This is a genomic window from Cellulomonas terrae (assembly GCF_007990265.1).
Taxonomy (GTDB): domain Bacteria; phylum Actinomycetota; class Actinomycetes; order Actinomycetales; family Cellulomonadaceae; genus Cellulomonas; species Cellulomonas terrae.
In genome coordinates, this window is sequence record NZ_BJWH01000016.1 from 13161 (window position 1) to 36208 (window position 23048).

Genomic DNA, 23048 nt, shown 5'->3' on the forward strand with positions numbered 1-23048 from the left:
GCGTGGACGGGATTTGTGCAGGTCAGGACGCCAGTGCCGGGCGCAGGTGCTCGTAGGCCCACGCGCCGAGCGTGGTGGGGGTCGTCGTGGCGATGCTGCGCGGGTCCGCGGGGACGAACCCGTCGTCGAACCCGCGGGTCATCCCGAGAGTCGCGTCGACCTGGGCGGGGGTCATCCCGAACCCGGAGAGCGCCCGCGCCTGGTCCTGCTCGCCGACCTGCTGTGCTGCGACCGGCCTGCCCACGGCGTCGCCCACGATGGTCGCGACCTGCGCGAACGTCAGGTCCGCCGGCCCGTGCACGCCGAGTGTCTGCACCCCGTGCCGGTCCGACGAGAGCAGCCGCGTGGCCGCGACGGTCGCGATGTCGAGCGGGGCGACCCACGCGAGCGGCCGGTCGACGGGGTGCGTGGTGGTCAGCACCCCGGCGCGGATCGAGTCGGGGTCCATCAGGAGGTTGCTGAAGAACCAGCCGTTGCGCAGGTGCGTCACGTCCGCCCCCGTCGCGTCCAGCAGCTCCTCGGTCAGGCCGAGCCCGTCGATCTCCCCGAACCCCTGCCGCGCCTCGGCCCCGACGCTGCTCTGGAACACGACGCGGCGGATGCGGTTCGTCCGCACGGCGTGCGCCGCCGACTCACCCATGCGCCGGTACCCGTCCAGCGGGTCGTCGTCCGGGGTCGGCGGGTCCACCCAGTACAGCGCGTCGGCGTCCCGGGTCGCGGCGGCGACGGCGTCCGCGTCGCCCTGGTCGGCCTCGACGACGTCGCACGCGTCCCGCAGCGCCGGGTCGATGCGCGTGGCGTCCCGGGCCAGCAGCGTCGGGCGCACCCCCGCACGCACGAGGATCGGGGCGAGCAGGGAGCCGACGTTCCGGGTCGGGGTGGTCACGACGATCTTCATGCGGACGAGCCTAGGAACCACCGCTGACACCCGCGCGACCGTGGCGTCGACGTCCGGGGGCCGGAGCGGGACGAGAGGTCAGACGCGACGGGTCGGGGCGGCCACGACGACGAGCGACGTGACGGCGAGCACGAGGCCGACCAGCAGGAGCAGCCGGCCGTCGCTCTCGGGGACCCGCAACAGCTCGGGGTGGTCGAGGACCGGGCCCAGGATGTCGGCGACCTCCCGGGAGGCGACGCGCTTCGTCCCGACGACCGAGACCAGGAGCGACACCGAGCCCGTCAGGAGGGCGGTGACGAGTCGCTTCCGCCCGGCCGCGCCGCCGGTCCGAGGCACCAGTGCGCCGACGACGGCGAGGCCGAGGAAGACCGTGCCGAGCAGCGCGAGGCCCAGCTCGGGCAGCAGGTCGTTCACGGCGCCGGGGAGCTCGACGAGGAGCCAGCTGACGGCCGACAGCGTCGACGCCGTCGCGAGCAGCACGACTCCCGTGGCACCCGTCACTGCGCAGACGGCGAGCACGGCGGACCGGACGGCGACCGGGCGGCGCACGACGGGGACGCTCACGGTCGCGGCGTAGGGGTTGCGCGCCACGTCAGGTCAGCCCTTCGAGATACCGCAGGATCAGGCCCTCGCGCAGCGCCCACGGGGACACCTCGAGCTCCGCGAGCCCGAAGGCCCGCATCGTCTCGGCGAGCACGATGCCTCCCGCGACGATCTGGAACGTCCGGTCCGCGGTGATGCCGGGCAGGGCGGGGCGCGCGTCCGCGGGGATGCGCGCGAGCCGCGGCACCCAGTCCTCCAGCTCGGTGCGCCGCAGCAGCCGGCGGTCCTGCGGGCCGACGCCGTCGGCGCGCGACCCCGCGAGCCGGGCCAGCGAGCGGATGGTCTTGGACGACCCGACCACGTGGGCGGGGTCGGGTCGCTCGGCGAAGCGCGTCCGCGCCTCCCGCAGCTGCTCGCGGGCGTGCTGCCGCAGCGCGCCGACCTGCTCGGCGGTGGGCGGGTCGTCGGGCAGGAACGCCACCGTCGAGCGCCCTGCGCCCAGCGGGAGGGAGACGGCCACGTCGGGGTACTCGCTGTCACCCGCGGCGAGCTCGAGGGAGCCGCCGCCGATGTCGACGAGCAGGATCTCGCCGGCCGACCAGCCGAACCAGCGCCGGACGGCGAGGAACGTCAGGCGGGCCTCGTCGTCCCCGGTGAGGACCTGCAGGCGGACGCCGGTCGTCGACTCGACGAGCGCGAGCACCTCGGGACCGTTCGCGGCCTCGCGCACGGCGGACGTGGCGAAGGGGAGCAGCTCGTCGATCTCGGCGGCGGCCCCGGCGGCGACGGCGTCGGCCACCGCGGTGACGATGGCGTCGACCCCCTCGGCGCTGATCGCGCCCGTCGGCGTCAGGTAGCGCATGAGGCGCAGCACGGAGCGGTGCGACGACTGCGCGACCGGCGGTCCGCCGCGGTGGGCGTCGACGACGAGCAGGTGGACGGTGTTCGAGCCGACGTCCAGCACTCCGAGTCGCATGGGTCGCACGCTACGGCAGGCGGTTCACGCGCTGGTCATCCGGAGGTGGCCGCGACGTCTGGCGGGCGTCGCGGGGGAGGAGTTCCCTGGACGGCATGAGACGCACCGCAGCACTCTCCGTCCTCGCGGCGACCGTGACCGTCGCGCTGCTCGCTCCGACCTCGGCGACGGCGGGTGATCGCGGCGGCGACCGTGGCCCGCAGCGGGTCGTCCAGCCCACCCTCGTCGCCCGCGCGACGCTGTCCGCGGACTTCGTCGCCCCCGGACCGCCGTCCGGTGCGCTGGCCACCCCGGCCAACGGCCGCCAGGGGCCGTTCCCCGGCCAGGTCATCCCCGGCTTCTCCGGCATGGTCGATGCCGGGAACGGCACGTTCTGGGCCTTGCCCGACAACGGCTTCGGCACCAAGGCGAACTCCGCCGACTTCCTCCTGCGGCTCTACCGCGTGACGCCCGACTGGCGGTCGGGTCAGATCGGCGTGGGCGAGTTCGTCTCGCTGCGCGACCCGGACCGGCAGGTCGACTTCCCGATCGTCAACGACGCCACACCCGACCGGCTGCTGACCGGGGCGGACTTCGACGTGGAGTCCGTCGTCCGCGCCAAGGACGGCAGCTTCTGGATCGGCGAGGAGTTCGGGCCTTTCCTCCTGCACGTCGACGCGACCGGCAAGCTGCTCGCACCACCTGTGCCGTTCGTCGGCGGGAAGTCGCCGCAGAACCCGTACCTGCAGCCGGGCGAGGCCCCGAACGTGCGCGCGAGCCGTGGGTTCGAGGCGCTGGCCGGGTCCCGCGACGGGCGGTACCTCTACCCGATCACCGAGGGCGCGTTCGTCGACGACACCCAGCAGCGCCGCCGCACGATCTCCGAGTTCGACACCACGTCCGCCCGCTACACGGGGCGCACCTGGGCCTACCAGACGCACCAGGACGCGAACGTGGTCGGCGACGCCTTCCTGACCGGCAAGCGCGAGCTGCTCGTCATCGAGCGGGACGACTTCCAGGGTGCCGCGTCGGTCATGAAGCGCGTGTACCGGATCGACCTCGACCGGACCGACGCCGACGGCTACGTGCGCAAGACGCTGGTCCTCGACGCCCTGAAGATCGCCAACCCGGACGGGCTGGGCGCCGGTGACGGCTACGGCACGGGCGACCCGTTCGCCTTCCCGGTGCAGTCGTTCGAGACGGTCGTGCAGCTGCGCGACGGCCGGCTCCTGCTGGCCAACGACAACAACTACCCGGGCAACGCTGCGCGGGTCGCGGGCACCCCGGACGACACCGAGATGGTCCTCGTCGACCTGCGCCGCGTGCGCGCACCGCACGCCGGGGACGTGACCGTCGTCGGCCACCGCGGCGCCAGCGGCTACCGTCCCGAGCACACGCTCGCGTCCTACGAGACGGCGATCCTGCAGTGCGCCGACTACATCGAGCCCGACCTCGTGCCGACGAAGGACGGCGTCCTGGTGGCCCGGCACGAGAACGAGATCGGCGGCACGACGAACGTCGCCGACCGCACCGAGTTCGCCGACCGCCGCGCCACGAAGATCATCGACGGGCGCTCGGTCACCGGCTGGTTCACGGAGGACTTCACGCTCGCCGAGCTCAAGACGCTGCGCGCCAAGGAGCGGCTGCCTGCCGTCCGGCCGGCGAACACCGCGTTCGACGGGCTGTACGAGGTCCCGACGCTCGACGAGGTGCTCGACCTCGCGCGCCACTCGGTGACGTGCGACGGGAGGCCCGTGGGGGTCTACCCGGAGACCAAGCACCCGACGTACTTCGCCTCGATCGGCCTCTCGCTCGAGGAGCCGCTCGTCGCCCAGCTCGCCGCGAACGGGCTGGACGACCGCCGTGCGCCGGTGATCATCCAGAGCTTCGAGACGGGCAACCTGCGCGAGCTCGACCGCGTGACCGACGTGGACCTCGCCCAGCTCGTCGACTGCTCGGGAGCGCCGTACGACCTGGTGGCCGCGGGTGACCCCCGCACCTACAAGGACCTGGTGACGCGGCAGGGGCTCCGGGAGATCGCCCGGTACGCCGACGGCGTGGGGCTGTGCAAGGACGTGATGATCCCGCGCGACGCTTCCGGCAACCTCACCACCCCCACGTCGGTCATCCGGGACGCCCACCGGGCGCACCTCGAGGTGCACGGCTGGACGTTCCGGCGCGAGAACCAGTTCCTGCCCGCGCAGTTCCGCAGCAGCGCCGACCCGAACGCGGTCGGTGACCTCGCCGGGGAGATCCGCGTGTTCGTCGACGCGGGCATGGACGGGCTGTTCAGCGACAACCCCGACATCGCCGCGGCGACCGTCGGCTGACGCACCGACGCACGAGGCCGGCCGCCCGGGACGGGGCGGCCGGCTTCGTCATCCCTCCTGGCGCTCGCTGACCTGCTGACCCACGGCCAGGGCCATCGCCTCCAGGTCGCGCCGGGCGCGCCGGTGCGCCGCCGACGCGTGCGCGGTCGAGCGCACCCCGTGCGGCTCCTCGGTGGCCTCGGCGGTGAACAGCACGAGGGTCCGGTCGGCGCCCATCGGGACCAGGTGGACGGCCACGCGGAAGTCCAGGTCCTCCCACCGCCCGTCGCCGCCCGCGGCCTCACCGGGGGTGACGGCGTCGAGGACGACGTCGGTGTGCTCGAAGCGCCACAGCCGGTCCTGACCGCCCGCGGCTCCGACCAGCGCCCGCCAGGCGTCGTCCCGCGGGACGGGCAGCTCGATGCTCGCGGACGTCTCTTTCGGGATCATCGGACGGCCTCCGCGCCTCGGCACCAGTCCCGCCATCATCGGACGGGCGCGCGATGCTTCTCTACCGCGGTTCGCCCAACGGATGGTCAAGCGCGTGACAAAGGCCCCGACCGCGGACGGTCGGGGCCTCTGTGTCGACGCGTCAGGGCTTCCAGACCTGGACGACGCTCGGCCGCGGTCCGCCCCACCGGCCGCCGGAGAGGGTGCCCGGTGCCACGTAGTCCGGGAAGTACGAGTGCTGCTGCGCCCAGGTGCCGTCCTCACCGGGGTGCTGCACGGCCACGTAGACCATGCTCTCCTCGTCGCGCACCACCGGCCCGCACGTCTCGGCCTGCGCGGGGACGGACAGGAACTGCTGGACGCGACCGCGCTCGGGCCCCTCCAGCGGCACCTTGAACAGCCCGTCGCAGTAGCCGATGACGCCGGGCGCCCCGTCGGTCGCGAGCCACATGTTGCCCACCGAGTCGAACGTGACGTTGTCGGGGCAGGAGATGGGGGAGACCTTCTCCGGCGGGAACCCCGCGAAGTACGTCGAGGTGTTCGTGGCCGGGTCGCCGCAGACCAGGAGGATGCTCCAGCCGAACGTCGTGGCCGCGGCGTCGTCGCCTGCCTCGGTGATCTCGATGACGTGCCCGTCCCGGTTGCCGGAGCGGGGGTTCGGCTCGGTCGCGCCCTCCTTGCCGACCTTGCCACGGTCGGTGTTGTTGGTGCACACGACGTACACGCGCCCGGACCGCGGGTGGGGCTCGACGTCCTCGCAGCGGTCCATCTTCGTGGCGCCGACGGCGTCCGCGGCGAGCCGGACGTTGACCACGAGCTGGTCCGCGGAGAACCCGGGCACCTGGCTGACCCCGTCGATCATGAGCGGCACCCACTGCCCGGTGCCGTCGAAGGCGCCGTCGGACGGGAGCGCACCCGTGCCGGTGATCTCCTCGACGGGCGAGTCCCCGGTGAACCGCGCGACGTAGAGGCTGCCGGCCGCCAGGAGCGTCTTGTTGTGCCGGCGGGCGCGCAGGCTCTTGCCCGGGCGGTAGGTGTCCGTCGAGACGAACTTGTACAGGTAGTCGAACCGCTCGTCGTCACCCATGTACGCCACCGCGCGGCCGGTGCGGCCGATGACGACGTTGGCGCCCTCGTGCTTGAACCGGCCCAGCGCCGTGTGCTTCACGGGCGGGCTGTGCGGGTCGAGCGGGTCCACCTCGACGATCCAGCCGAAGCGGTTGGGCTCGTTCTCGTAGCCGGGGTTCCGCGCGTCGAACCGCGGGTCGACCGACTCCCAGCCGCGGGAGGTCGCCCGGTCCGCGAGGCCGTAGCGCAGGTCCGCGGCGCTGGTCCCGGCGGTCCGGAAGTAGCCGTTGAAGTTCTCCTCGCCCGAGAGCACCGTCCCCCAGGGGGTCGTGCCGCCCGCGCAATTGCCCAGGGTGCCGCGGACCGTCGTGCCCGTCGGGTCCTCCACCGTCGTCAGCAGCGCCGAGCCGGCGGCCGGCCCGCTGAACGTGAAGGGGGTGTTCCCCGTGATCCGCCGGTTGAGCGGAGCGCCCACCGCGTACGTCCACGGCTTGCCCCTGCGCGTCCGGTACAGCTGCACGACGGCCATGCCGTGCGCGGCGATCGCGACCCTGCGTTGCTCGTCGAGCTCCTCGGGCGTGGTGGCCGGCGGGAACATGATGCTCTCGTTCGTGTACTCCTGGTTGGCGACGAGGAGGGCCCCCAGGCCGGCCGGTCCCTCGATGATGTCCAGGTAGTCGTTGTTGTAGCCGAACTGGCGCTCCTGCAGCGCCGCGGTCTGCCTGGTCGGGTCGAACACGTCGCGCTTCGAGAACAGCGGGTCGCCCCAGCGGATGATCGGCGCCCACCGGTAGCCGTCCGGCACGACGACGGCGTCCACGGACGCACCGACCGGAGCGATCGGCGTGAACGGCAGCCTGCCCTTGCCCGGCCGTCCGAGGGCCGCGGCGGGCTGCGCGTCGCCGATCGCCGCGCCGACGACGATCGCGCCACCGGCGGCGACCGCGCCCCAGAGCACCGACCGCCGCGTCAGGCTCGCGCTCGCGATGTCCCGGAAGTACTCGTTGTCGCTGGTGTTCGGCACCGGGTGGAAGCACGCGTCCGCGCACTTCAGGTGGCAGGTCACCGGGGACCGCTTGCCTGCGGTGTGGCCGGCCATGGGCAGCAGGAGCCGCCGGGACACGCCGCGCACGGCGTCCCGGTCGTCGGTGGTCGTCATGGTGACCACGGTGCCGGTCCCCGGATGCGGCCGGGCGGACACCGGGTGACGACCGCGTGAACGCTGCCGACGAGCCGCCGCCGCGCTGCCACCCGACGGTCACGGGCCGTTCACCCGGGCCCAGCACGATGGTCGGACCACCGTCGCGAAGGAGCCTGCTGTGCGAGTCGAACGTGGTCGGACGCACTGGTCGTCGACCGTGGTCACCGAACCCGTCTACGTCGTCGAGTTCTGGACCAGCGGGGGCGAGAGCGAGCAGTGGCGCGTGCTCGACGCCCAGGACGTCGACGACGTCATGGACTGGGCGCGCAGCCGGCAGATCGGTCGCGTCCTGTCCGTGAGCATCGAGCACCACGACGAGTACGGGACGTCCGTGCTGCGCCTGCTGGGCGAGACCCGGGTCCCGCGTCGCGCGGTGCGCTCGGCCTGAGTTCCGGCGAGTCGGTGACTCGCGCGCCTGGTCACGGCACTATGGGCGGGACGGCCACGGCGAGGGGAACAGAGATGGCGAACAGGGTTCGGTACGTCGGCACGCTCGTGGCGGTGGTCGGCGCGCTCTCGCTGGCCGGCTGCGCGTCGCCCACGGCGATCGAGGACTTCTCCGGTCTCCCGGTCGTCCCCGTCGCCGCCGAGGGCGAGGAGGCCGAGCCCGAGCTCGAGGAGGTGGAGGTCCCCGAGGGGGAGACCAGCGTCGTCTATCTCGACTACGGCGACCGGCTGGCCCTGGTGACGTGGGGGAGCTCGACGTGCCCCGTCGTCGGGACGGACATCGTCGTCGTCGAGGACGCGAACAGCGGGAACTCCGTGCGGATCGAGACCGAGCCGATCCCCGACGACGCGATCTGCACCGCCGACCTCGTCCCGCACACCACGATCTTCGGCACCCCCGAGAACACGACGACGACCAAGCCGCTGCTGGTCGAGGTCAACGGCGAGGAGATCGAGGTCCCCGTCAAGTAGCGGGCGGTCACAAGCCGATCCGCGCAATTCACCCACGCCGGGTTCGTCTGCTCCTACGCTGCGAAGATGACCACAGGTCCGGAGCCTGCCGCGCCGCTGGACCGGCGCCTGGCGATCCTGCTCGCGATGGCGATGTTCGTCCTGGTCGTCGACACGTCGTTCATGAACGTCTCGATCTCGGCCGTCGTCGCGGACCTCGACACCACCGTCAGCGGGGTGCAGTCGGCGATCGCGCTCGAGGCCCTCGTGTCGGCGGCGTTCATCCTCATCGGCAGCAAGATCGGGGACCTCGCCGGCCGCAAGCGCGCGTACGTGCTCGGTCTGCTCGCGTACGCCACCGGGGCCGTCGCGATGATGCTGGCGCAGAGCCTGACCGCCGTGATCATCTTCTGGGCGATCATCGGCGGCCTGGGCGCGTCGCTCCTGCTCCCGTCGATGCAGTCGCTGATCCACGGCAACTTCAGCGGCGGCAACCAGGTGAAGGTCTACGCGCTGGTCGGCGCGTCCGCGTCGATCGCAGCCGCCGTGGGCCCGCTGCTCGGCGGATTCATCACGACCTACCTGTCGTGGCGCGTCGCGTTCGGGCTGGAGGCGCTGATCATCGTCGTCGTGCTCAGCGGCATCAAGCTGGTCAAGGACGTCCAGTACACGGGTGACCGCTCGATCGACCTCGTCGGCGCGGGCCTGTCCGCCGTCGCCATGGGCGGCATCGTCCTCGGGATCCTGGTCTGGCAGGAGGGCGGCGAGGCGGTCGGTGCGCTCATCGCCCTCGGTGGCGTCGCGCTCGCGGTCCTGGTCTGGTGGCTGCTGCGGCGCAAGCGTCAGGGCAAGCCCGTGCTGCTCGATCCCGACCTGTTCCGGCTACCGCTGTTCCGCGTCGGGGTGTCCCAGCAGACGCTCCAGCAGATCACGCTCGGCGCCGCCATGATCACGCTGCCGATCTTCCTGCAGATGGTGCTCGAGTACGACGCGATGGCGGCCGGTCTGTCGCTCGCACCCCTGTCGCTCAGCATGTTCGCGATCGCGCTGCTCGCGGGGAAGCGCGCGGGACGCCGCCGGCCGGCCGACATCGTGCTGGTGGGCTTCGCGCTGGTCGTCGTCGGGGTCCTCGTCCTCATCCCCGTGGTGCCGCGGGCGACGTCCGGCTGGTACCTCGTGCTCCCGCTGCTCGTCGTGGGCTCCGGGCTCGGGATGCTCGTCTCGCAGCTCAACAACTACACGCTGTCGCCCATCACCGAGGAGCGCGTCAGCGAGGCGGCCGGCGTCAACTCGGCCGCCGGCTCGTTCGGGCTGTCGTTCGGGCTCGCGTTCGCCGGCGGCGTCATGCTCGCCGCCCTGTCCCTCGGCTTCACCGCGCAGGCCGACGCGAGCACGGTCCTCTCGCCCGAGGAGCAGACCCAGGTCGCGACCGCGCTCGAGGAGGACGCCGAGCTGATGAGCAACACCGCCCTGGAGGAGACGCTCGCCGGTCAGCCGGAGGACGTGCAGGACGAGATCCTGCGCATCAACACCGAGGTCCGGCCGCGTGCCCTGCAGATCGCGCTCCTCGTCCCGCTGCTCGCCGGCCTCGTCGGGGTCGCCAACGGCTTCCGTATGCGTCGCCTGCCCGACCCGCAGCCGAACGCTGCTGTCGAGGGGGCGTCGCTCGGCGGCTAGGGCCTGTCTCTCACATCATGCTTTGGATCCTCGCAGTGTCGGCGGGGGAAGTCTTCGAGGATCTGCCCCAAGCTTACGTGGGGCAGATCCTCGCCGATGCGGTCGGCTCTGGAACGATGCGGAGCGTGCTGATGCTTCGTGGACGTGCCACCAGGTGGCTCGCCGACGACTTCCCCGGATGGGTCGAGGTCGCTGTCACGGACGTCGACGGAGTGGTCCATCGGTTCACTGAGAAGGCAGCCGTCATCGACGCGGACGACCGCCTGCACGCCCGTGCGCAGTACCCCGTCGACATCGAGGTCGCGTGTCGTCCGCACACCCGGCACGTCCGCCGGGATGAGGCGATCAACGTCGTCGACCTGTCCCCTTGGGGGGGCGGCGAGGTCGGGTCGAGGTACGCCGTCACGCGAGACCTGCTGTCGTGGCGGGCACCTGGCGTGCACTCGGACCTGTCCGTTCGTGCTCGGCAGGCGACCGCACTGGTGACGTTCCGTCGTTGGCGTGAGGAGGTCGGGCTGGACGCCGTCGACCTCGCATCGCTCGAGGACCACCTCTGGGAGTGGATGACCGTCGGCCCGGAGACGTTCAGAGCCTGGTACGAGTCGCATCCTCTCGCCGCCATGGGCGAAGGCGAGCAGCTGCCGCGCACCGTGCGCGACGCCGTCGCGGGGCGCGGCATCGGCCAGGACTCCATTCGGGATGCCGTGCATGCTCTCGTCGCGATCACGTACGGAGGACTGTTCGGCGGTATCGAGAGCGACTGGTCGCTGGGCGAGCTGGAGACGGTGGGCAGGTTCACCGCGCGCCACGGGGTGCCGCTAGCGTCCGCGGACGAGTTCGTCGACAGTCTGTGGATCGACGACGACTGGGGCCGGCCCGACGATGCCCTAGTTGCTCGGTGGCGTGAGTCCCGGTGAGCCTGCCCTAGGTCGCCTCGGTGACCGCGACCGCCAGGCGCCCCACCGCTTCCTCCAGCCGGGCGTCGACCAGGTTCCCGTACCCGACGACGAGCGCGGGGGCCGACGCCGTGGTCGTGAGGCGGTACCGGCCCGACGGCATGACGCGGACGTCACGACGAGCGGCCAGCCGGGCCACGTGGTGCTCGTCGACGCCCGGCGGTAGCCCGAGCACCACGTGCAGGCCCGCCGCGAGTCCCGTCACCGGCAGGCCGGGCAGGTGCCGGTCGAGCGCAGCGAGCAGGGCCGTCCGGCGGCGCCGGTAGCGGGTGCGCGCCGACCGCAGGTGCCGGTCGTAGCCGCCGCCGGCGAGCAGCGCGGCGCAGGCGAGCTGGTGCAGCGACGGCGGGGCGCTGGTGTGCACGTCGAGGCCGGTGCGCGCGGCGGGCACGTCGTCGGGCGGGACGAGCCAGCCCACGCCGAACCCCGGCGCGAGTGTCTTGCTCAGCGAGCCCAGCAGCGCGACGCGGTCGGGGGCGAGCGCGCGCAGGGCCGCCACCGGGCGGCGGTCGTAGCGGAACTCGGCGTCGTAGTCGTCCTCGACGACCACCCCGTCGACGGCGCGGGCCCACCGCACGAGCGCCTCGCGTCGCGCGGGTGCGAGCGCCGCGCCGACGGGGAACTGGTGCGAGGGCGTGACCAGCGCGGCGCGCGCACCGGTCCGCGCGGCCGCTGCGACCAGCACGTCGACGTCCACGCCGTCCGCGTCGACCGGCACCGGCACGGGCTGCAAGCCCGCGGACGCGGCGACGTCGCGCAGCCGGGGCCAGCTCGGGTCCTCGACGAGCACGCTGGTGTGCCCCGTTGCGTGCAGAGACCGCGCCAGCCGCGTCATGCCGTCTGCGGCTCCGTGGGTCACGACGACCGCGTCGGCGTCGACGAGGACGGCGCGCGTCACGGCCAACCGGTCGGCGAGCGCGTGGCGCAGCGCGGGCACGCCGCGGGGGTCCGGCGCGACGAGGTCACCGGGCGTCGCGGACTCGACGGCGGCGCGGACCGCCGCCACCCACGTCGTCCGCGGCAGGTGGCGCAGGTCCGGCACGCCCGGCCCGAGGTCGAACGCGGGCCGTGGCTGGACCGGGTGGTCGACGGCCCGGGGCGCGGCGACGGCGGGCCACGACGTCGAGGCGATGCGCGTACCCGCACCCGTGCGGGCGTCCAGCGCACCTTCGGCCACGAGCGCCCCGTACGCCTGCGTGACCACCCAGCGGGAGACGCCGAGGTCCCGCGCGAGCGCCCTGCTCGGTGGCACGGGGTCGCCGGGGCGGAGGCGGCCCTCGCGGACGGCGGCACGCAGGGCGCGTTCGAGCGCGACGTGCACCGGCTGGCCGCTCTCGAGCGTGACGAGCGCGTCGCCGACCCAGTGATTGGTCTGGTCATCTGTCACAGGAATGGACCGTACTCCCGGTCCGCTGCGCGCCTAGCGTCGTCCTCGTCACCGAACGAAGGAGAACGACCATGCAGCAGCGCACCATCGGCTCCGGCCCCACCTCCACCGACGTGAGCGTCTTGTGCCTGGGCACGATGCGCTTCGGGACGCACACGTCGCGTGAGGCGGCCTTCGAGATCCTCGACCGCTTCGTCGACGCGGGCGGCACGTTCCTCGACACCGCGAACAACTACAACGCGTGGGACGCGGGCGGCCACGGGCACGAGAGCGAGGACGTGATCGGCGCCTGGCTCGCGTCGCGCGGGCTGCGCGATCGCGTCCGCATCGCGACGAAGTGCGGCGCCGGCAAGAAGGACCCGAACCTGCCGCTGTCGAACACCCCGCCCACGAACTTCCAGGGCCTGGGCGCGGAGACCGTCTACCGCGAGGCCGCCACGAGCCTGCGCCACCTGGGCGTCGACCGGCTCGACGTCCTCTACGGGCACGTGGACGACCGCGACACCGCCCTGGAGGAGACCGTCGGCGCGTTCGGCAAGCTCGTCGCCGACGGGGTGATCGGTGTGCCGGGCATCTCCAACGTCACGACGTGGCGTGTCGTGGAGGCACGCGAGACCGCGGCCCGCCTGGGCGTCGAGCCGTACGGCCTGGTCCAGCAGCAGGGCAGCTACGTCTACCCGAGCCCGACGCCGTTCCGGTCCAACTGGGTGTCCGGCGACCTGCTCGACTACGCCGCGTCCACCGGCGTCGACGGCCGCCCGCCGCTCGCCGTGACGGTGTACTCGCCCCTGCACCAGGGCGCGTTCACGCGGGCGGACAAGCCGCTGTTCGGCGGTGCGGACCACCCCAGCAGCCGGCGCCGGGTCGAGGTGCTGCACGAGGTCGGGCGCGAGATCGGTGCCACCGCGAACCAGGTCGCGCTCGCGTGGCTGCTCGGCGGGCCGACGCCGGTCATCCCGATCGTCGGGGCGCACACGGTCGCGCAGCTGGACGAGTCGCTGGGCGCGCTCGACCTGGTGCTCGACGACGAGCTGCGGACGCGGCTCGACGAGGCCTGACGCTCAGGAGGCGGTGTCGAGGCGTCGTTCCATGAGGACGACGTCTCGCCACTGCCCCGCGAGCGGACCGTACGTCATGCGACCGAGCCGCTCCCGGGTGCCGACGACGCGGAACCCGGCGGCGGTGTGCAGGGCGATGCTCGCGGAGTTCTCGGGGAAGATGCCCGACTGCACGGTCCAGACGCCGCCGGCCGCCGCGGAGCCGAGCAGCGCGTCGAGCAGCGCCCGGCCGACGCCGCGTCCGCGCGCCGCCGGGTCGACGTACACGGAGTGCTCGATCACCCCCGCGTACACGCACCGGTCGGAGACCGCGGACGCGGCGGCCCAGCCGAGCACCCGGCCGTCGTCGTCGAGGGCGACGAACCGGTGCTCGCGCACCTTCCCGGCGTCGAAGGCGTCCCACGTCGGCGGGGCCGACTCGAAGGTCGCGTGCCCGGTCGCGATGCCCTCGGCGTAGATGCGCTCGACCTCGGGCCAGTGCTCCGCGGTCAGCGGTCCGACGTGGAAGGTCATGCGGCGCTCCCCGTCAGGTGAGCGCCCAGGTGCGTCGTCACCGACTCGAGCGCACCGGGCACCAGCGCGAAGTAGGCCCACACACCGCGCTTGTCCCGCGTGATGAGGCCGGCGTCGGTGAGCACCTTGAGATGGTGCGACACGGTCGGCTGGCTCAGGCCGACGGGCTCGATGAGGTCGCAGACGCAGGCCTCCGCGCCGTCGTGCGCCGCGATGAGGGACAGCAGCCGCAACCGCGCCGGGTCCGCGAGCGCCTTGAGCGTGCGGGCGAGCTGGACGGCGTCCTGCTCGGTGATCGCCGGGCTCGTGGCGGGCGTGCAGCAGGCCGCGGGAGCGGTCGAGACGGGCAGCAGGTCCAGGGGCATGGGGCAAGTATGGAACGGAGATTGACGGCTGTCGATATTGACGCGCGCCCCCGCGCGGTGCAGAGTCGCATCGACAAAGGTCGATATCTAAGGAGACTCCCATGGACGACGTCCGCAAGCAGGTCCGCCAGCGCTACGCCCTCGCCGCGGTGCAGCCCGCGAACGACGGGTGCTGCGGCGGGTCGTGCGCCCCCACCGACGAGAGCTTCGGCCAGGCGCTCTACGACGCGACCGAGGTCGCCGGTCTCCCAGTCGAGGCGCTCGCCGCGTCGCTCGGCTGCGGCAACCCCCTGACCGTCGCGGACCTGACGCCCGGGGAGCGGGTGCTCGACCTCGGCTCCGGCGGCGGCATCGACGTCCTCCTGTCGGCCCGCCGCGTCGGTCCCACCGGCTTCGCGTACGGCGTGGACATGACCGACGAGATGCTCGACCTCGCCCGGGCGAACGCGACGAGGGCCGGAGCGACCAACGTCGAGTTCCGCAAGGGCACCATCGAGGACCTGCCGTTCGCGGACGGCTCGGTCGACGTCGTCATCTCGAACTGCGTCGTGAACCTCTCGCCGGACAAGCCCGCGGTCCTCGGCGAGGTCTACCGCGTGCTCGCCGACGGTGGCCGGGTCGGCATCTCCGACGTCGTCGCCGAGGACCACCTGACGCCCGAGGAGCGCGCCGAGCGTGGTTCCTACGTGGGCTGCATCGCCGGCGCCCTGTCCCGCTCCGAGTACCTCACGGGCCTGGCCGACGCCGGCTTCGTCGACGCAGACGTCACCTTCACCCACCAGGTCGCCGACGGGATGCACGGCGCAGTCGTCCGCGCCCGCAAGCCGGTCGCCGGTCACGACTGAGCCGGACCGCGTCGGCGGGCCGCCCGGCCCCGTCCGACGAGCAGCTGGGCGTGGCCCGACAACGGTGCGTCAAGACCTGGGGCGGTGGCGTCAAGATTCCGTCAACGGGGGCCGTCGGGGCCCGTCCCTGGGCGTAGACCTGCGGTTGCGGCCCCGGTGAGAGGGCCGTCGGCGGCCCCCTGACGGTGCTGCCGACCGTCGTCGAAAGCGCTGTGAGACCCATGGCCGACCTGGCCTTCCTCGCGCTGACCGTGGCGTTCTTCGCCACCGTCGCGCTCGTCGCCCGTCGGACGGACCGCGCATGAGCGCCGCGGACGTCGTCGGCCTGGTCCTCGCCGGTGCGCTGCTGGTGTACCTGGTGGTCCAGCTGCTGCGCTCGGACAGGGTCCGATGAGCACCACGTGGACCGCGGTCGGGCAGATCGCGATCGTCGTCCTGGTCCTGGCGGTCGCGCACCGGCCCCTCGGTGACTACCTGTTCCGGACCCTGACGTCGCCGAGGCACCTCGCGGTCGAGCGGCTCGGGTACCGGGTCATGCGCGTCGACCCCGACGCCGAGCAGCGGTGGAGCACCTACCTGCTGTCGGTGCTCGGCTTCTCGCTGGCCTCCGTCCTGGTCCTGTTCGGCCTCGGGCGACTGCAGGACCGGCTGCCGCTCGACCTGGGCATGGCCCCGCTCGACCCCGCCGGGGCGTGGAACACCGCGGTCTCGTTCGTCACCAACACCAACTGGCAGTGGTACTCGGGCGAGGCTGCCGCGGGCCACCTGTTCCAGATGGCCGGGCTCGCGGTGCAGAACTTCGTGTCCGCCGCGGTCGGGATCGCCGTCCTCGCGGCGCTGGCGCGCGGGTTCGCACGGCACGGGACGGACTCGCGCGTCGGCAACTTCTGGGCGGACCTCGTCCGGGTGACGGTGCGGGTGCTGCTGCCGCTGGCGTTCGTCGCGGCCCTCGCGCTGGTCGCCGGTGGCGTCATCCAGAACCTGGGCGCCCACACCGAGATCACGACGCTGGCCGGCGGCACGCAGTCCGCGCTCGGCGGGCCGGTCGCCTCGCAGGAGGCCATCAAGGAGCTCGGCACCAACGGGGGTGGGTTCTTCAACGCCAACTCCGCGCACCCGTTCGAGAACCCCACCCCGTGGACCAACGCCCTCGAGGTCGTGCTGCTGCTGCTCCTCCCGTTCAGCCTGCCGCGCACGTTCGGTCGGATGGTGGGGGACCGTCGGCAGGGCTGGGCGATCCTCGCCGCGATGTCGACCCTGTGGGTCGCCGCGGTCGGCCTGCTCACGTGGGCGGAGCTGGCCGGACCGGGGCTGGTCCCCGGAACGGCCGGGGGAGCGATGGAGGGCAAGGAGGTCCGCTTCGGCGAGGCCGCGTCCGCCCTGTTCGCCGCGTCGACGACGATGACGTCGACCGGTGCCGTGAACTCGATGCACGACTCGCTGACCGCGCCGGGCGGAGGGGTCGCGCTCGTGGGGATGCTGCTCGGTGAGGTGTCGCCCGGCGGTGTCGGCAGCGGGCTCTACGGGATGGTCGTGCTGATCGTCGTCGCGGTGTTCCTGGCCGGACTGATGGTCGGCCGGACGCCGGAGTACCTGGGCAAGAAGATCGGCCGGCAGGAGATCACGCTCGTCGCGCTGTCCGTGCTGACGATGCCCGCGGTCGTGCTCGTCGGCTCCGCGATCGCCGTCTCGGTGCCGGCGGGCCTGGCAGGTCAGCTGCAGGGCGGCCCGCACGGGCTGTCCGAGATCCTGTACGCCTTCGCGTCCGCCGGGAACAACAACGGCTCCGCGTTCGCCGGGCTCACCGCGGGCACGCCGTTCTACAACACCCTCCTCGGCCTCGCGATGCTCGTCGGCCGGTTCGTGCCCATCGCGCTGGTGCTGGCCCTGGCCGGCCTGCTGGCGAGCCAGCGGAAGGTGCCCGAGGGCGCCGGCACGCTGCCCACCCACACGCCCCTGTTCGTGGGCCTCCTGGTGACCGTGACCCTCGTGGTCGTCGGCCTCACGTTCGTCCCCGTCCTGTCCCTCGGTCCTGTCGTGGAGTCCCTGTCATGAGCACCACCGTCCTGCCGAAGCCGCCCACCGCGGCCCCACCGGCGATCTCGCCGCGGCAGCTCTCCGCCGCACTGCCCGGTGCGCTGCGCGGGCTGGACCCGCGTCGCCTGCGGGACTCGCCGGTCATGTTCGTCGTCGAGGTCGGCGCCGCGTTCACCACGGTCCTGGCGATCCTCGAGCCGAGCGCGTTCGCCTGGTCGATCACCGTCTGGCTGTGGCTCACCGTCGTGTTCGCGACGCTCGCGGAGTCCGTCGCGGAGGGGCGCGGCAAGGCACAGGCCGCCAGCCTGCGGGCCACGCAGCGGGAGACGACCGAACGCAAGGTCGTCGGCGCGGACACGACCGAGGTGCCGTCGTCGTCGCTGCGGGTCGGGGACGTCGTGGTCGTCGTCGCGGGGGAGACCATCCCCGGCGACGGGGACGTGATCGAGGGTGTCGCGAGCGTCGACGAGTCCGCGATCACCGGTGAGTCGGCCCCGGTGATCCGCGAGTCCGGCGGCGACCGGTCGGCGGTCACCGGGGGGACGGTGGTCCTGTCCGACCGGATCGTCGTGCGGATCACCGCACCCGCCGGCCACACGTTCGTCGACCGGATGATCGCGCTGGTCGAGGGCTCGGAGCGGCAGAAGACCCCCAACGAGGTCGCGCTCAACGTCCTGCTCACGACGCTGACGATCGTGTTCCTGCTGGCGGTCGTCACGCTGCAGCCGTTCGCGGTCTACTCGGGTGCGCCGCAGACGCTCGTCGTGCTGGTCGCGCTGCTGGTCTGCCTCATCCCGACCACCATCGGCGCCCTGCTGTCCGCGATCGGCATCGCGGGCATGGACCGCCTGGTCCGGCGCAACGTGCTCGCGATGTCCGGCCGCGCGGTCGAGGCCGCCGGCGACGTCGACGTGCTGCTGCTCGACAAGACGGGCACCATCACGCTCGGCAACCGGCAGGCGGCCGACCTCCTGCCCGCGGCGGGCATCGCCCCGGAGGCGCTCGCGGACGCCGCCCAGCTGTCGTCGATGGCCGACGAGACTCCGGAGGGCCGATCCGTCCTCGTGCTGGTCAAGGAGCGGTTCGGGCTGCGCGAGCGGCACGACCTGGCCGGCGCGGAGCTGGTGCCGTTCGCCGCGCGGACCCGGATGAGCGGGGTCGACCTGCCGGGTCGGCGGGTCCGCAAGGGCGCCGCCGCCGCGGTCACCGAGTGGGTCCGCTCGACGGGCGGGCACGCGTCGGACGACGTCGCGGCGACGGTCGACGCGATCTCCGCGTCGGGCGGCACACCGCTCGTCGTCGCGGAGCAGCACGCCGACGGTCCGGCGCGGGTCCTCGGGGTCATCCACCTCAAGGACGTCGTGAAGGACGGCATGCGGGAGCGGTTCGACGCGCTGCGGGCCATGGGCATCCGGACGGTCATGGTCACGGGCGACAACCCGCTGACCGCGAAGGCCATCGGCGACGAGGCGGGCGTGGACGACGTGCTCGCCGAGGCGACGCCGGAGGACAAGCTCGCGCTCATCCGCCGCGAGCAGGAGGGCGGGCGGCTGGTCGCGATGGCGGGCGACGGGACGAACGACGCCCCGGCGCTCGCCCAGGCCGACGTCGGCGTCGCGATGAACACGGGCACGAGCGCCGCCAAGGAGGCGGGCAACATGGTCGACCTCGACTCGAACCCGACCAAGCTGCTCGAGATCGTCGAGATCGGCAAGCAGCTGCTCATCACGCGCGGCGCGCTGACCACCTTCTCGGTGGCCAACGACGTCGCCAAGTACTTCGCGATCCTGCCCGCGATGTTCGTCGTCGCGTTCCCGCAGCTCGGCGTGCTCAACGTGATGCACCTGACCAGCCCGCAGTCGGCGATCCTCTCGGCCGTCGTCTTCAACGCGCTCGTCATCGTGGCCCTGCTGCCGCTGGCCCTGCGCGGGGTGCGCTACACCCCGGCCTCGGCGAGCGCGCTGCTGCGCCGCAACCTGCTGGTCTACGGGCTCGGCGGCATCATCGCCCCGTTCCTCGGGATCAAGCTCATCGACCTGCTCGTCACCGCCCTGGGGATGTCCTGATGACCACCGGATCCGACACCGTCGCGCTCGCGCGCCAGACCTGGGCCGGGCTGCGCGTGCTGCTCGTCCTCACCCTCGTGCTCGGCTTCGCCTACCCCCTCGCGGTCACCGGCGTCGCGCAGGTGGCGTTCCCGTGGCAGGCGGACGGGTCGCTCGTCTCGGCGACGGGGGAGCGCGTGACGTCGCGCGACGACGCCGTGGGGTCGCTGCTGGTCGGGCAGGCGTTCGACGGCCCGCAGTGGTTCCACCCCCGCCCGTCGGCGGCCGGCGACGGGTACGACACGCTCGCGTCCGCGGGGTCGAACCTCGGCCCGCAGAACGAGGACCTGCTCGTGGCCGTCGAGGAGCGCCGCGCCGCCGTGGCCGAGGAGGAGGCCGTCGACCCCGCCGACGTGCCCGTCGACGCCCTGACGGCGTCGGCATCGGGCCTCGACCCCGACATCTCCCCGGCGTACGCGCGGCTCCAGGTCGCCCGGGTCGCGCGGGAGCGGGGGCTGTCCGCGGACGAGGTCCGCGCGCTCGTCGACGACGCGACGGTCGGCCGTGACCTCGGCGTCCTCGGCGAGCCCCGGGTGAACGTGCTCCGCCTGAACCTGGCGCTGCACACAATGGGCTCATGACCCCAGGCGGCGATCTCCCGAGGCGCGGCCGGCTGACCGTGTACCTCGGCGCGGCCCCGGGCGTCGGGAAGACGTACGCGATGCTCGACGAGGCCCACCGCCGCCTGTCGCGCGGGACCGACGTGGTGGTAGGGCTGGTCGAGGACCATGGCCGGCTCGCGACGGCGGCGCTGCTCGAAGGGCTCGAGGTCCTGCCGCGGCGCACGGTGGAGCACCGCGGGACCGAGCTCACCGAGCTGGACGTCGACGCGGTCCTGGCGCGGGCCCCGCAGGTCGTCATGGTCGACGAGCTCGCGCACACCAACGTGCCGGGCAGCACCCACCCGAAGCGGTGGCAGGACGTGCACGACCTGCTCGCCGCGGGCATCGACGTGGTGACCACCGTGAACGTGCAGCACCTGGAGTCGCTCAACGACGACGTCGAGGCCATCACGGGCGTCCGGCAGCGCGAGACCGTGCCGGACCACGTGGTGCGCGACGCGGACCAGATCCAGCTCGTCGACCTCGCCCCGGAGGCGCTGCGCCGCCGGCTCGCGCACGGCAACGTGTACCGGGCCGACCAGGTCGACGCGTCCCTGACGCGGTACTTCCGCGTCGGCAACCTCACCGCGCTGCGCGAGCTGGCGCTGCTCTGGTTGGCGGACCGGGTGGACGACGCGCTGACCACCTACCGGCGCGACCACCGGATCGAGTCGCCGTGGCCGGCCCGCGAGCGCGTCGTGGTCGCCGTCACGGGTGGTCCGGAGGGGGACACACTGCTGCGGCGCGGGGCGCGGATCGCCCAGCGCGCGGCCGGCTCGGAGCTCCAGGCCGTGCACGTGCTGGCGACCGACGGGCTGCCGAGCGCCCCACCCGCCCGCATCGCCGAGCAGCGGGCGCTGGTCGAGTCGCTCGGCGGGACCTTCCACACGGTCGTCGGCGAGGACGTCCCGACCGCGGTCGTGGACTTCGCGCGCGGCGTGAACGCCACGATGATCGTCGTCGGAGTGTCGCGCCGCAGCCGCTGGCGGGAGGCCGTCCGGGAGAGCAACGGCACCGAGATCGCCCGCCTCGCCGGCCTCATCGACGTGCACCTGGTCTCCCACGAGAAGGCCCGGGCCGGTCGACGGCACCCCCGCCGCTCGCCCCTGTCCCGGTCGCGCGTGCTCGCGGGATGGTCGGCCGCCCTGCTCGGGCCGGTGCTGCTCACGGTGCTGCTCTCCGCGCTGCGCGACGTGGTCGGGCTGCCGACCGAGCTGATGCTCTTCCTGGCGCTGACCGTGCTGGTCGCCCTCATCGGCGGCCTGTGGCCCGCGATCGTCAGCGCCGTCGTCGGATTCTTGCTGCTCAACTGGTTCTTCACGCTGCCCACCGGGCGGCTGACCGTCGCCGAGCCCGAGAACGCCCTCGCGCTGGGCGTGTTCGTGCTGGTGGCGGCCGGTGTCGCCTCGGTGGTGGACCTGGCCGCGCGGCGCACGACCGAGGCGTTCCGCGCGCGCGCCGAGGCGTCGGCCCTGGCCGCCATCTCCCGCTCGGTCCTGTCGGGGGAGGACACCGCGGGTGCGCTGGTCGCCCGGCTGCGGGAGACGTTCACGCTCGAGGCCGTCTCGCTGCTGACCCGGACCGAGCGCGGCTGGGACGTCCTGGCGGCGGACGGCGTCGACCCGGCCCGCGACCCCGCGGCCGCCCAGGCGGTGCTCGTCGTCGACGACGACCGGGTGCTCGCGCTGACCGGTCGGGTGCTGCCCGCTAGCGACCGGCGCGTCCTGGAGGCGTTCGCGTCCCAGGTCGGGATCGTGCTGGAGCAGGAGCGACTGCGCGAGCAGGCCGAGCAGGCGCGGGTCCTCGGCCAGGCCGACGCCACCCGCACCGCCCTGCTGGCCGCCGTCTCGCACGACCTGCGCACGCCGCTGGCGACCATCCGCGCGTCGGTCGACGGGCTCACGTCCACCGAGCTCGACCTCGACGACGCCGACCGCGCGGCCCTCGTCGGCACGCTCGAGGAGTCCACGGCGCGGCTGGAGCGGCTCATCGACAACCTGCTCGACCTGTCCCGGCTGCAGACCGGTAGCGTCCGACCCGTGCTGCGCGCGACGAGCCTCGACGAGATCGTGCCGTTCGCGGTCGAGGGCTACGCGCCGGGCGCCGTGGTGCTCGACGTCCCGGACGACCTGCCGCTCGTGCACACCGACCCGGGGCTCCTGGAGCGCGTCGTCGCCAACCTGGTGTCCAACGCGGTGCGGCACGCCAAGGCCGGCAGCGCGGTGGTCGTGGGGTCCGCCGTCGTGGGCGACGACATCGTGCTGCGGGTGGTCGACGACGGGCCGGGCGTCCCCGACGCCGCCAAGGAGCACCTGTTCGCCGCGTTCCAGCGGCTCGGGGACACCAGCGGCACCGGCCTCGGGCTCGGGCTGGCGGTCGCGGACGGGCTCGCGACCGCGGTCGGCGCCGAGCTCAGCGTCGAGGACACCCCCGGCGGCGGCCTGACCATGCTGGTGACCGTCCCGCTCGCCGAGCCGGCTGCCTGATGACCGGCAACAGGATCCTCGTGGTCGACGACGAGCCCGGCCTCGCGCACGCGCTGTCGATCACGCTGCGCGCCACGGGCTGGGACGTCACGACCGCAGCCGACGGGGCCTCCGCGATCTCGTCGGCGGCCGCGCACACCCCCGACGTCGTGCTGCTCGACCTCGGTCTGCCGGACATGAGCGGGCTCGACGTCATCACCGCGATCCGCGGGTGGAGCCGCGTGCCGATCGTGGTCCTGTCCGCCCGGCAGCACGGCGAGGACAAGGTCGACGCCCTCGACGCGGGGGCCGACGACTACGTGACCAAGCCGTTCGCGATGAACGAGCTCCTCGCCCGGCTGCGCGCGGCGGTCCGGCGCGCGTCCGTCCCCGCAGACTCCGACGACGCGGTGGTGACCGCGGGCGCCCTGACCGTCGACCTCGCGCGCCGACGCGTCCTGCGGGACGGGGTCGAGGTCCGGCTGAGCCCCACGGAGTGGTCGATGCTGGAGGTCCTGGTCCGCAACCGCGGCCGGCTCGTGGGCCGCGTCCAGCTGCTCCAGGAGGTCTGGGGGCCGGGGTACTCCGACGAGACCCACTACCTGCGCGTCTACTCCGCGCAGCTGCGCCGCAAGCTGGAGGAGGACCCGGCCCACCCGCGCCACCTCATCACGCAGCCGGGCATGGGGTACGTCTTCGAGGTGTGAGGAGGATGTC

General features: G+C 73.3%; 20 protein-coding genes. 12 read left to right on the forward strand and 8 right to left on the reverse strand.

Annotated features, from left to right (window positions below; all coding sequences use genetic code 11):
* Window positions 1–22: 22 nt before the first annotated feature.
* The 3 genes from CTE05_RS14195 to CTE05_RS14205 all read right to left on the reverse strand — a co-directional run bounded on the left by CTE05_RS14195 (window position 23) and on the right by CTE05_RS14205 (window position 2417).
* Window positions 23–898 carry an NAD(P)H-binding protein gene (locus CTE05_RS14195; protein ID WP_146846974.1) on the reverse strand — a complete coding sequence of 292 codons (876 nt, stop codon included), beginning with the start codon at window positions 896–898 and terminating at the stop codon, window positions 23–25.
* A 78-nt stretch (window positions 899–976) separates the two neighbouring features.
* Window positions 977–1462 carry a hypothetical protein gene (locus CTE05_RS14200; RefSeq protein ID WP_186814871.1) on the reverse strand — a complete coding sequence of 162 codons (486 nt, stop codon included), beginning with the start codon at window positions 1460–1462 and terminating at the stop codon, window positions 977–979.
* 28 nt (window positions 1463–1490) lie between these two features.
* The gene (locus CTE05_RS14205; protein WP_146846976.1) at window positions 1491–2417 is read right to left on the reverse strand and encodes a Ppx/GppA phosphatase family protein; all 927 of its coding nucleotides are present in this window, start codon (window positions 2415–2417) and stop codon (window positions 1491–1493) included.
* 95 nt (window positions 2418–2512) lie between these two features.
* Between CTE05_RS14205 and CTE05_RS14210 the strand changes: the two genes are divergently transcribed.
* On the forward strand, window positions 2513–4726 hold the full coding sequence (locus CTE05_RS14210; RefSeq protein WP_146846977.1) for an esterase-like activity of phytase family protein: 2214 nt from the start codon (window positions 2513–2515) through the stop codon (window positions 4724–4726).
* Window positions 4727–4774: 48 nt separating this feature from the next.
* On the opposite strand, the gene CTE05_RS14215 is transcribed toward CTE05_RS14210, so the two are convergent.
* Both CTE05_RS14215 and CTE05_RS14220 read right to left on the reverse strand, forming a co-directional pair.
* Complete coding sequence (locus CTE05_RS14215; protein WP_146846978.1) at window positions 4775–5155, reverse strand: hypothetical protein; 381 nt, start codon at window positions 5153–5155, stop codon at window positions 4775–4777.
* A gap of 142 nt (window positions 5156–5297) precedes the next feature.
* Window positions 5298–7382: a PhoX family protein gene (locus CTE05_RS14220; protein WP_146846979.1), complete on the reverse strand. Its 2085-nt coding sequence runs from the start codon at window positions 7380–7382 to the stop codon at window positions 5298–5300.
* 160 nt (window positions 7383–7542) lie between these two features.
* Here CTE05_RS14220 and CTE05_RS14225 point away from each other — a divergent pair, with 160 nt between their 5' ends.
* The 4 genes from CTE05_RS14225 (at window position 7543) to CTE05_RS14240 (ending at window position 10915) form a co-directional block, all read left to right on the forward strand.
* The gene (locus CTE05_RS14225; protein WP_146846980.1) at window positions 7543–7812 is read left to right on the forward strand and encodes a hypothetical protein; all 270 of its coding nucleotides are present in this window, start codon (window positions 7543–7545) and stop codon (window positions 7810–7812) included.
* Window positions 7813–7886: 74 nt separating this feature from the next.
* On the forward strand, window positions 7887–8342 hold the full coding sequence (locus CTE05_RS14230; protein WP_146846981.1) for a hypothetical protein: 456 nt from the start codon (window positions 7887–7889) through the stop codon (window positions 8340–8342).
* A gap of 66 nt (window positions 8343–8408) precedes the next feature.
* On the forward strand, window positions 8409–9998 hold the full coding sequence (locus CTE05_RS14235; protein ID WP_146846982.1) for an MFS transporter: 1590 nt from the start codon (window positions 8409–8411) through the stop codon (window positions 9996–9998).
* A 125-nt stretch (window positions 9999–10123) separates the two neighbouring features.
* A complete protein-coding gene (locus CTE05_RS14240) occupies window positions 10124–10915 on the forward strand; it encodes a hypothetical protein (RefSeq protein WP_146846983.1) in 792 nt (263 codons plus the stop codon).
* A 7-nt stretch (window positions 10916–10922) separates the two neighbouring features.
* Here CTE05_RS14240 and pdxR read toward each other — a convergent pair whose 3' ends face one another.
* Entirely contained in the window at window positions 10923–12341 is a 1419-nt protein-coding gene (gene pdxR / locus CTE05_RS14245) for a MocR-like pyridoxine biosynthesis transcription factor PdxR (RefSeq protein WP_146846984.1), read from the reverse strand.
* A gap of 71 nt (window positions 12342–12412) precedes the next feature.
* On the opposite strand from pdxR, the gene CTE05_RS14250 reads away from it, so the two are divergent.
* Window positions 12413–13399 carry an aldo/keto reductase gene (locus CTE05_RS14250; RefSeq protein ID WP_146846985.1) on the forward strand — a complete coding sequence of 329 codons (987 nt, stop codon included), beginning with the start codon at window positions 12413–12415 and terminating at the stop codon, window positions 13397–13399.
* Between the two features lie 3 nt (window positions 13400–13402).
* Here CTE05_RS14250 and CTE05_RS14255 read toward each other — a convergent pair whose 3' ends face one another.
* Both CTE05_RS14255 and CTE05_RS14260 read right to left on the reverse strand, forming a co-directional pair.
* Window positions 13403–13912, reverse strand: coding sequence for a GNAT family N-acetyltransferase (locus tag CTE05_RS14255; RefSeq protein WP_146846986.1), 510 nt, complete (start codon window positions 13910–13912; stop codon window positions 13403–13405).
* A complete protein-coding gene (locus CTE05_RS14260) occupies window positions 13909–14277 on the reverse strand; it encodes an ArsR/SmtB family transcription factor (protein WP_146846987.1) in 369 nt (122 codons plus the stop codon). Before CTE05_RS14260 ends, CTE05_RS14255 begins: the two co-directional genes overlap by 4 nt.
* A gap of 101 nt (window positions 14278–14378) precedes the next feature.
* Between CTE05_RS14260 and arsM the strand changes: the two genes are divergently transcribed.
* The 6 genes from arsM (at window position 14379) to CTE05_RS14295 (ending at window position 23038) form a co-directional block, all read left to right on the forward strand.
* Window positions 14379–15122 carry an arsenite methyltransferase gene (gene arsM / locus CTE05_RS14265; protein WP_146846988.1) on the forward strand — a complete coding sequence of 248 codons (744 nt, stop codon included), beginning with the start codon at window positions 14379–14381 and terminating at the stop codon, window positions 15120–15122.
* A 390-nt stretch (window positions 15123–15512) separates the two neighbouring features.
* Complete coding sequence (kdpA, locus tag CTE05_RS14275) at window positions 15513–17177, forward strand: potassium-transporting ATPase subunit KdpA (protein ID WP_146846990.1); 1665 nt, start codon at window positions 15513–15515, stop codon at window positions 17175–17177.
* A complete protein-coding gene (gene kdpB, locus CTE05_RS14280) occupies window positions 17174–19225 on the forward strand; it encodes a potassium-transporting ATPase subunit KdpB (RefSeq protein ID WP_146846991.1) in 2052 nt (683 codons plus the stop codon). Before kdpA ends, kdpB begins: the two co-directional genes overlap by 4 nt.
* Window positions 19225–19845: a potassium-transporting ATPase subunit KdpC gene (gene kdpC, locus CTE05_RS14285; RefSeq protein ID WP_146846992.1), complete on the forward strand. Its 621-nt coding sequence runs from the start codon at window positions 19225–19227 to the stop codon at window positions 19843–19845. Before kdpB ends, kdpC begins: the two co-directional genes overlap by 1 nt.
* Window positions 19842–22352, forward strand: a complete 2511-nt coding sequence (locus tag CTE05_RS14290) for a DUF4118 domain-containing protein (RefSeq protein ID WP_146846993.1) — start codon at window positions 19842–19844, stop codon at window positions 22350–22352. Before kdpC ends, CTE05_RS14290 begins: the two co-directional genes overlap by 4 nt.
* Window positions 22352–23038 carry a response regulator gene (locus CTE05_RS14295; RefSeq protein ID WP_146846994.1) on the forward strand — a complete coding sequence of 229 codons (687 nt, stop codon included), beginning with the start codon at window positions 22352–22354 and terminating at the stop codon, window positions 23036–23038. The genes CTE05_RS14290 and CTE05_RS14295 overlap by 1 nt, the downstream gene beginning before the upstream one ends.
* Window positions 23039–23048 lie beyond the last annotated feature (10 nt).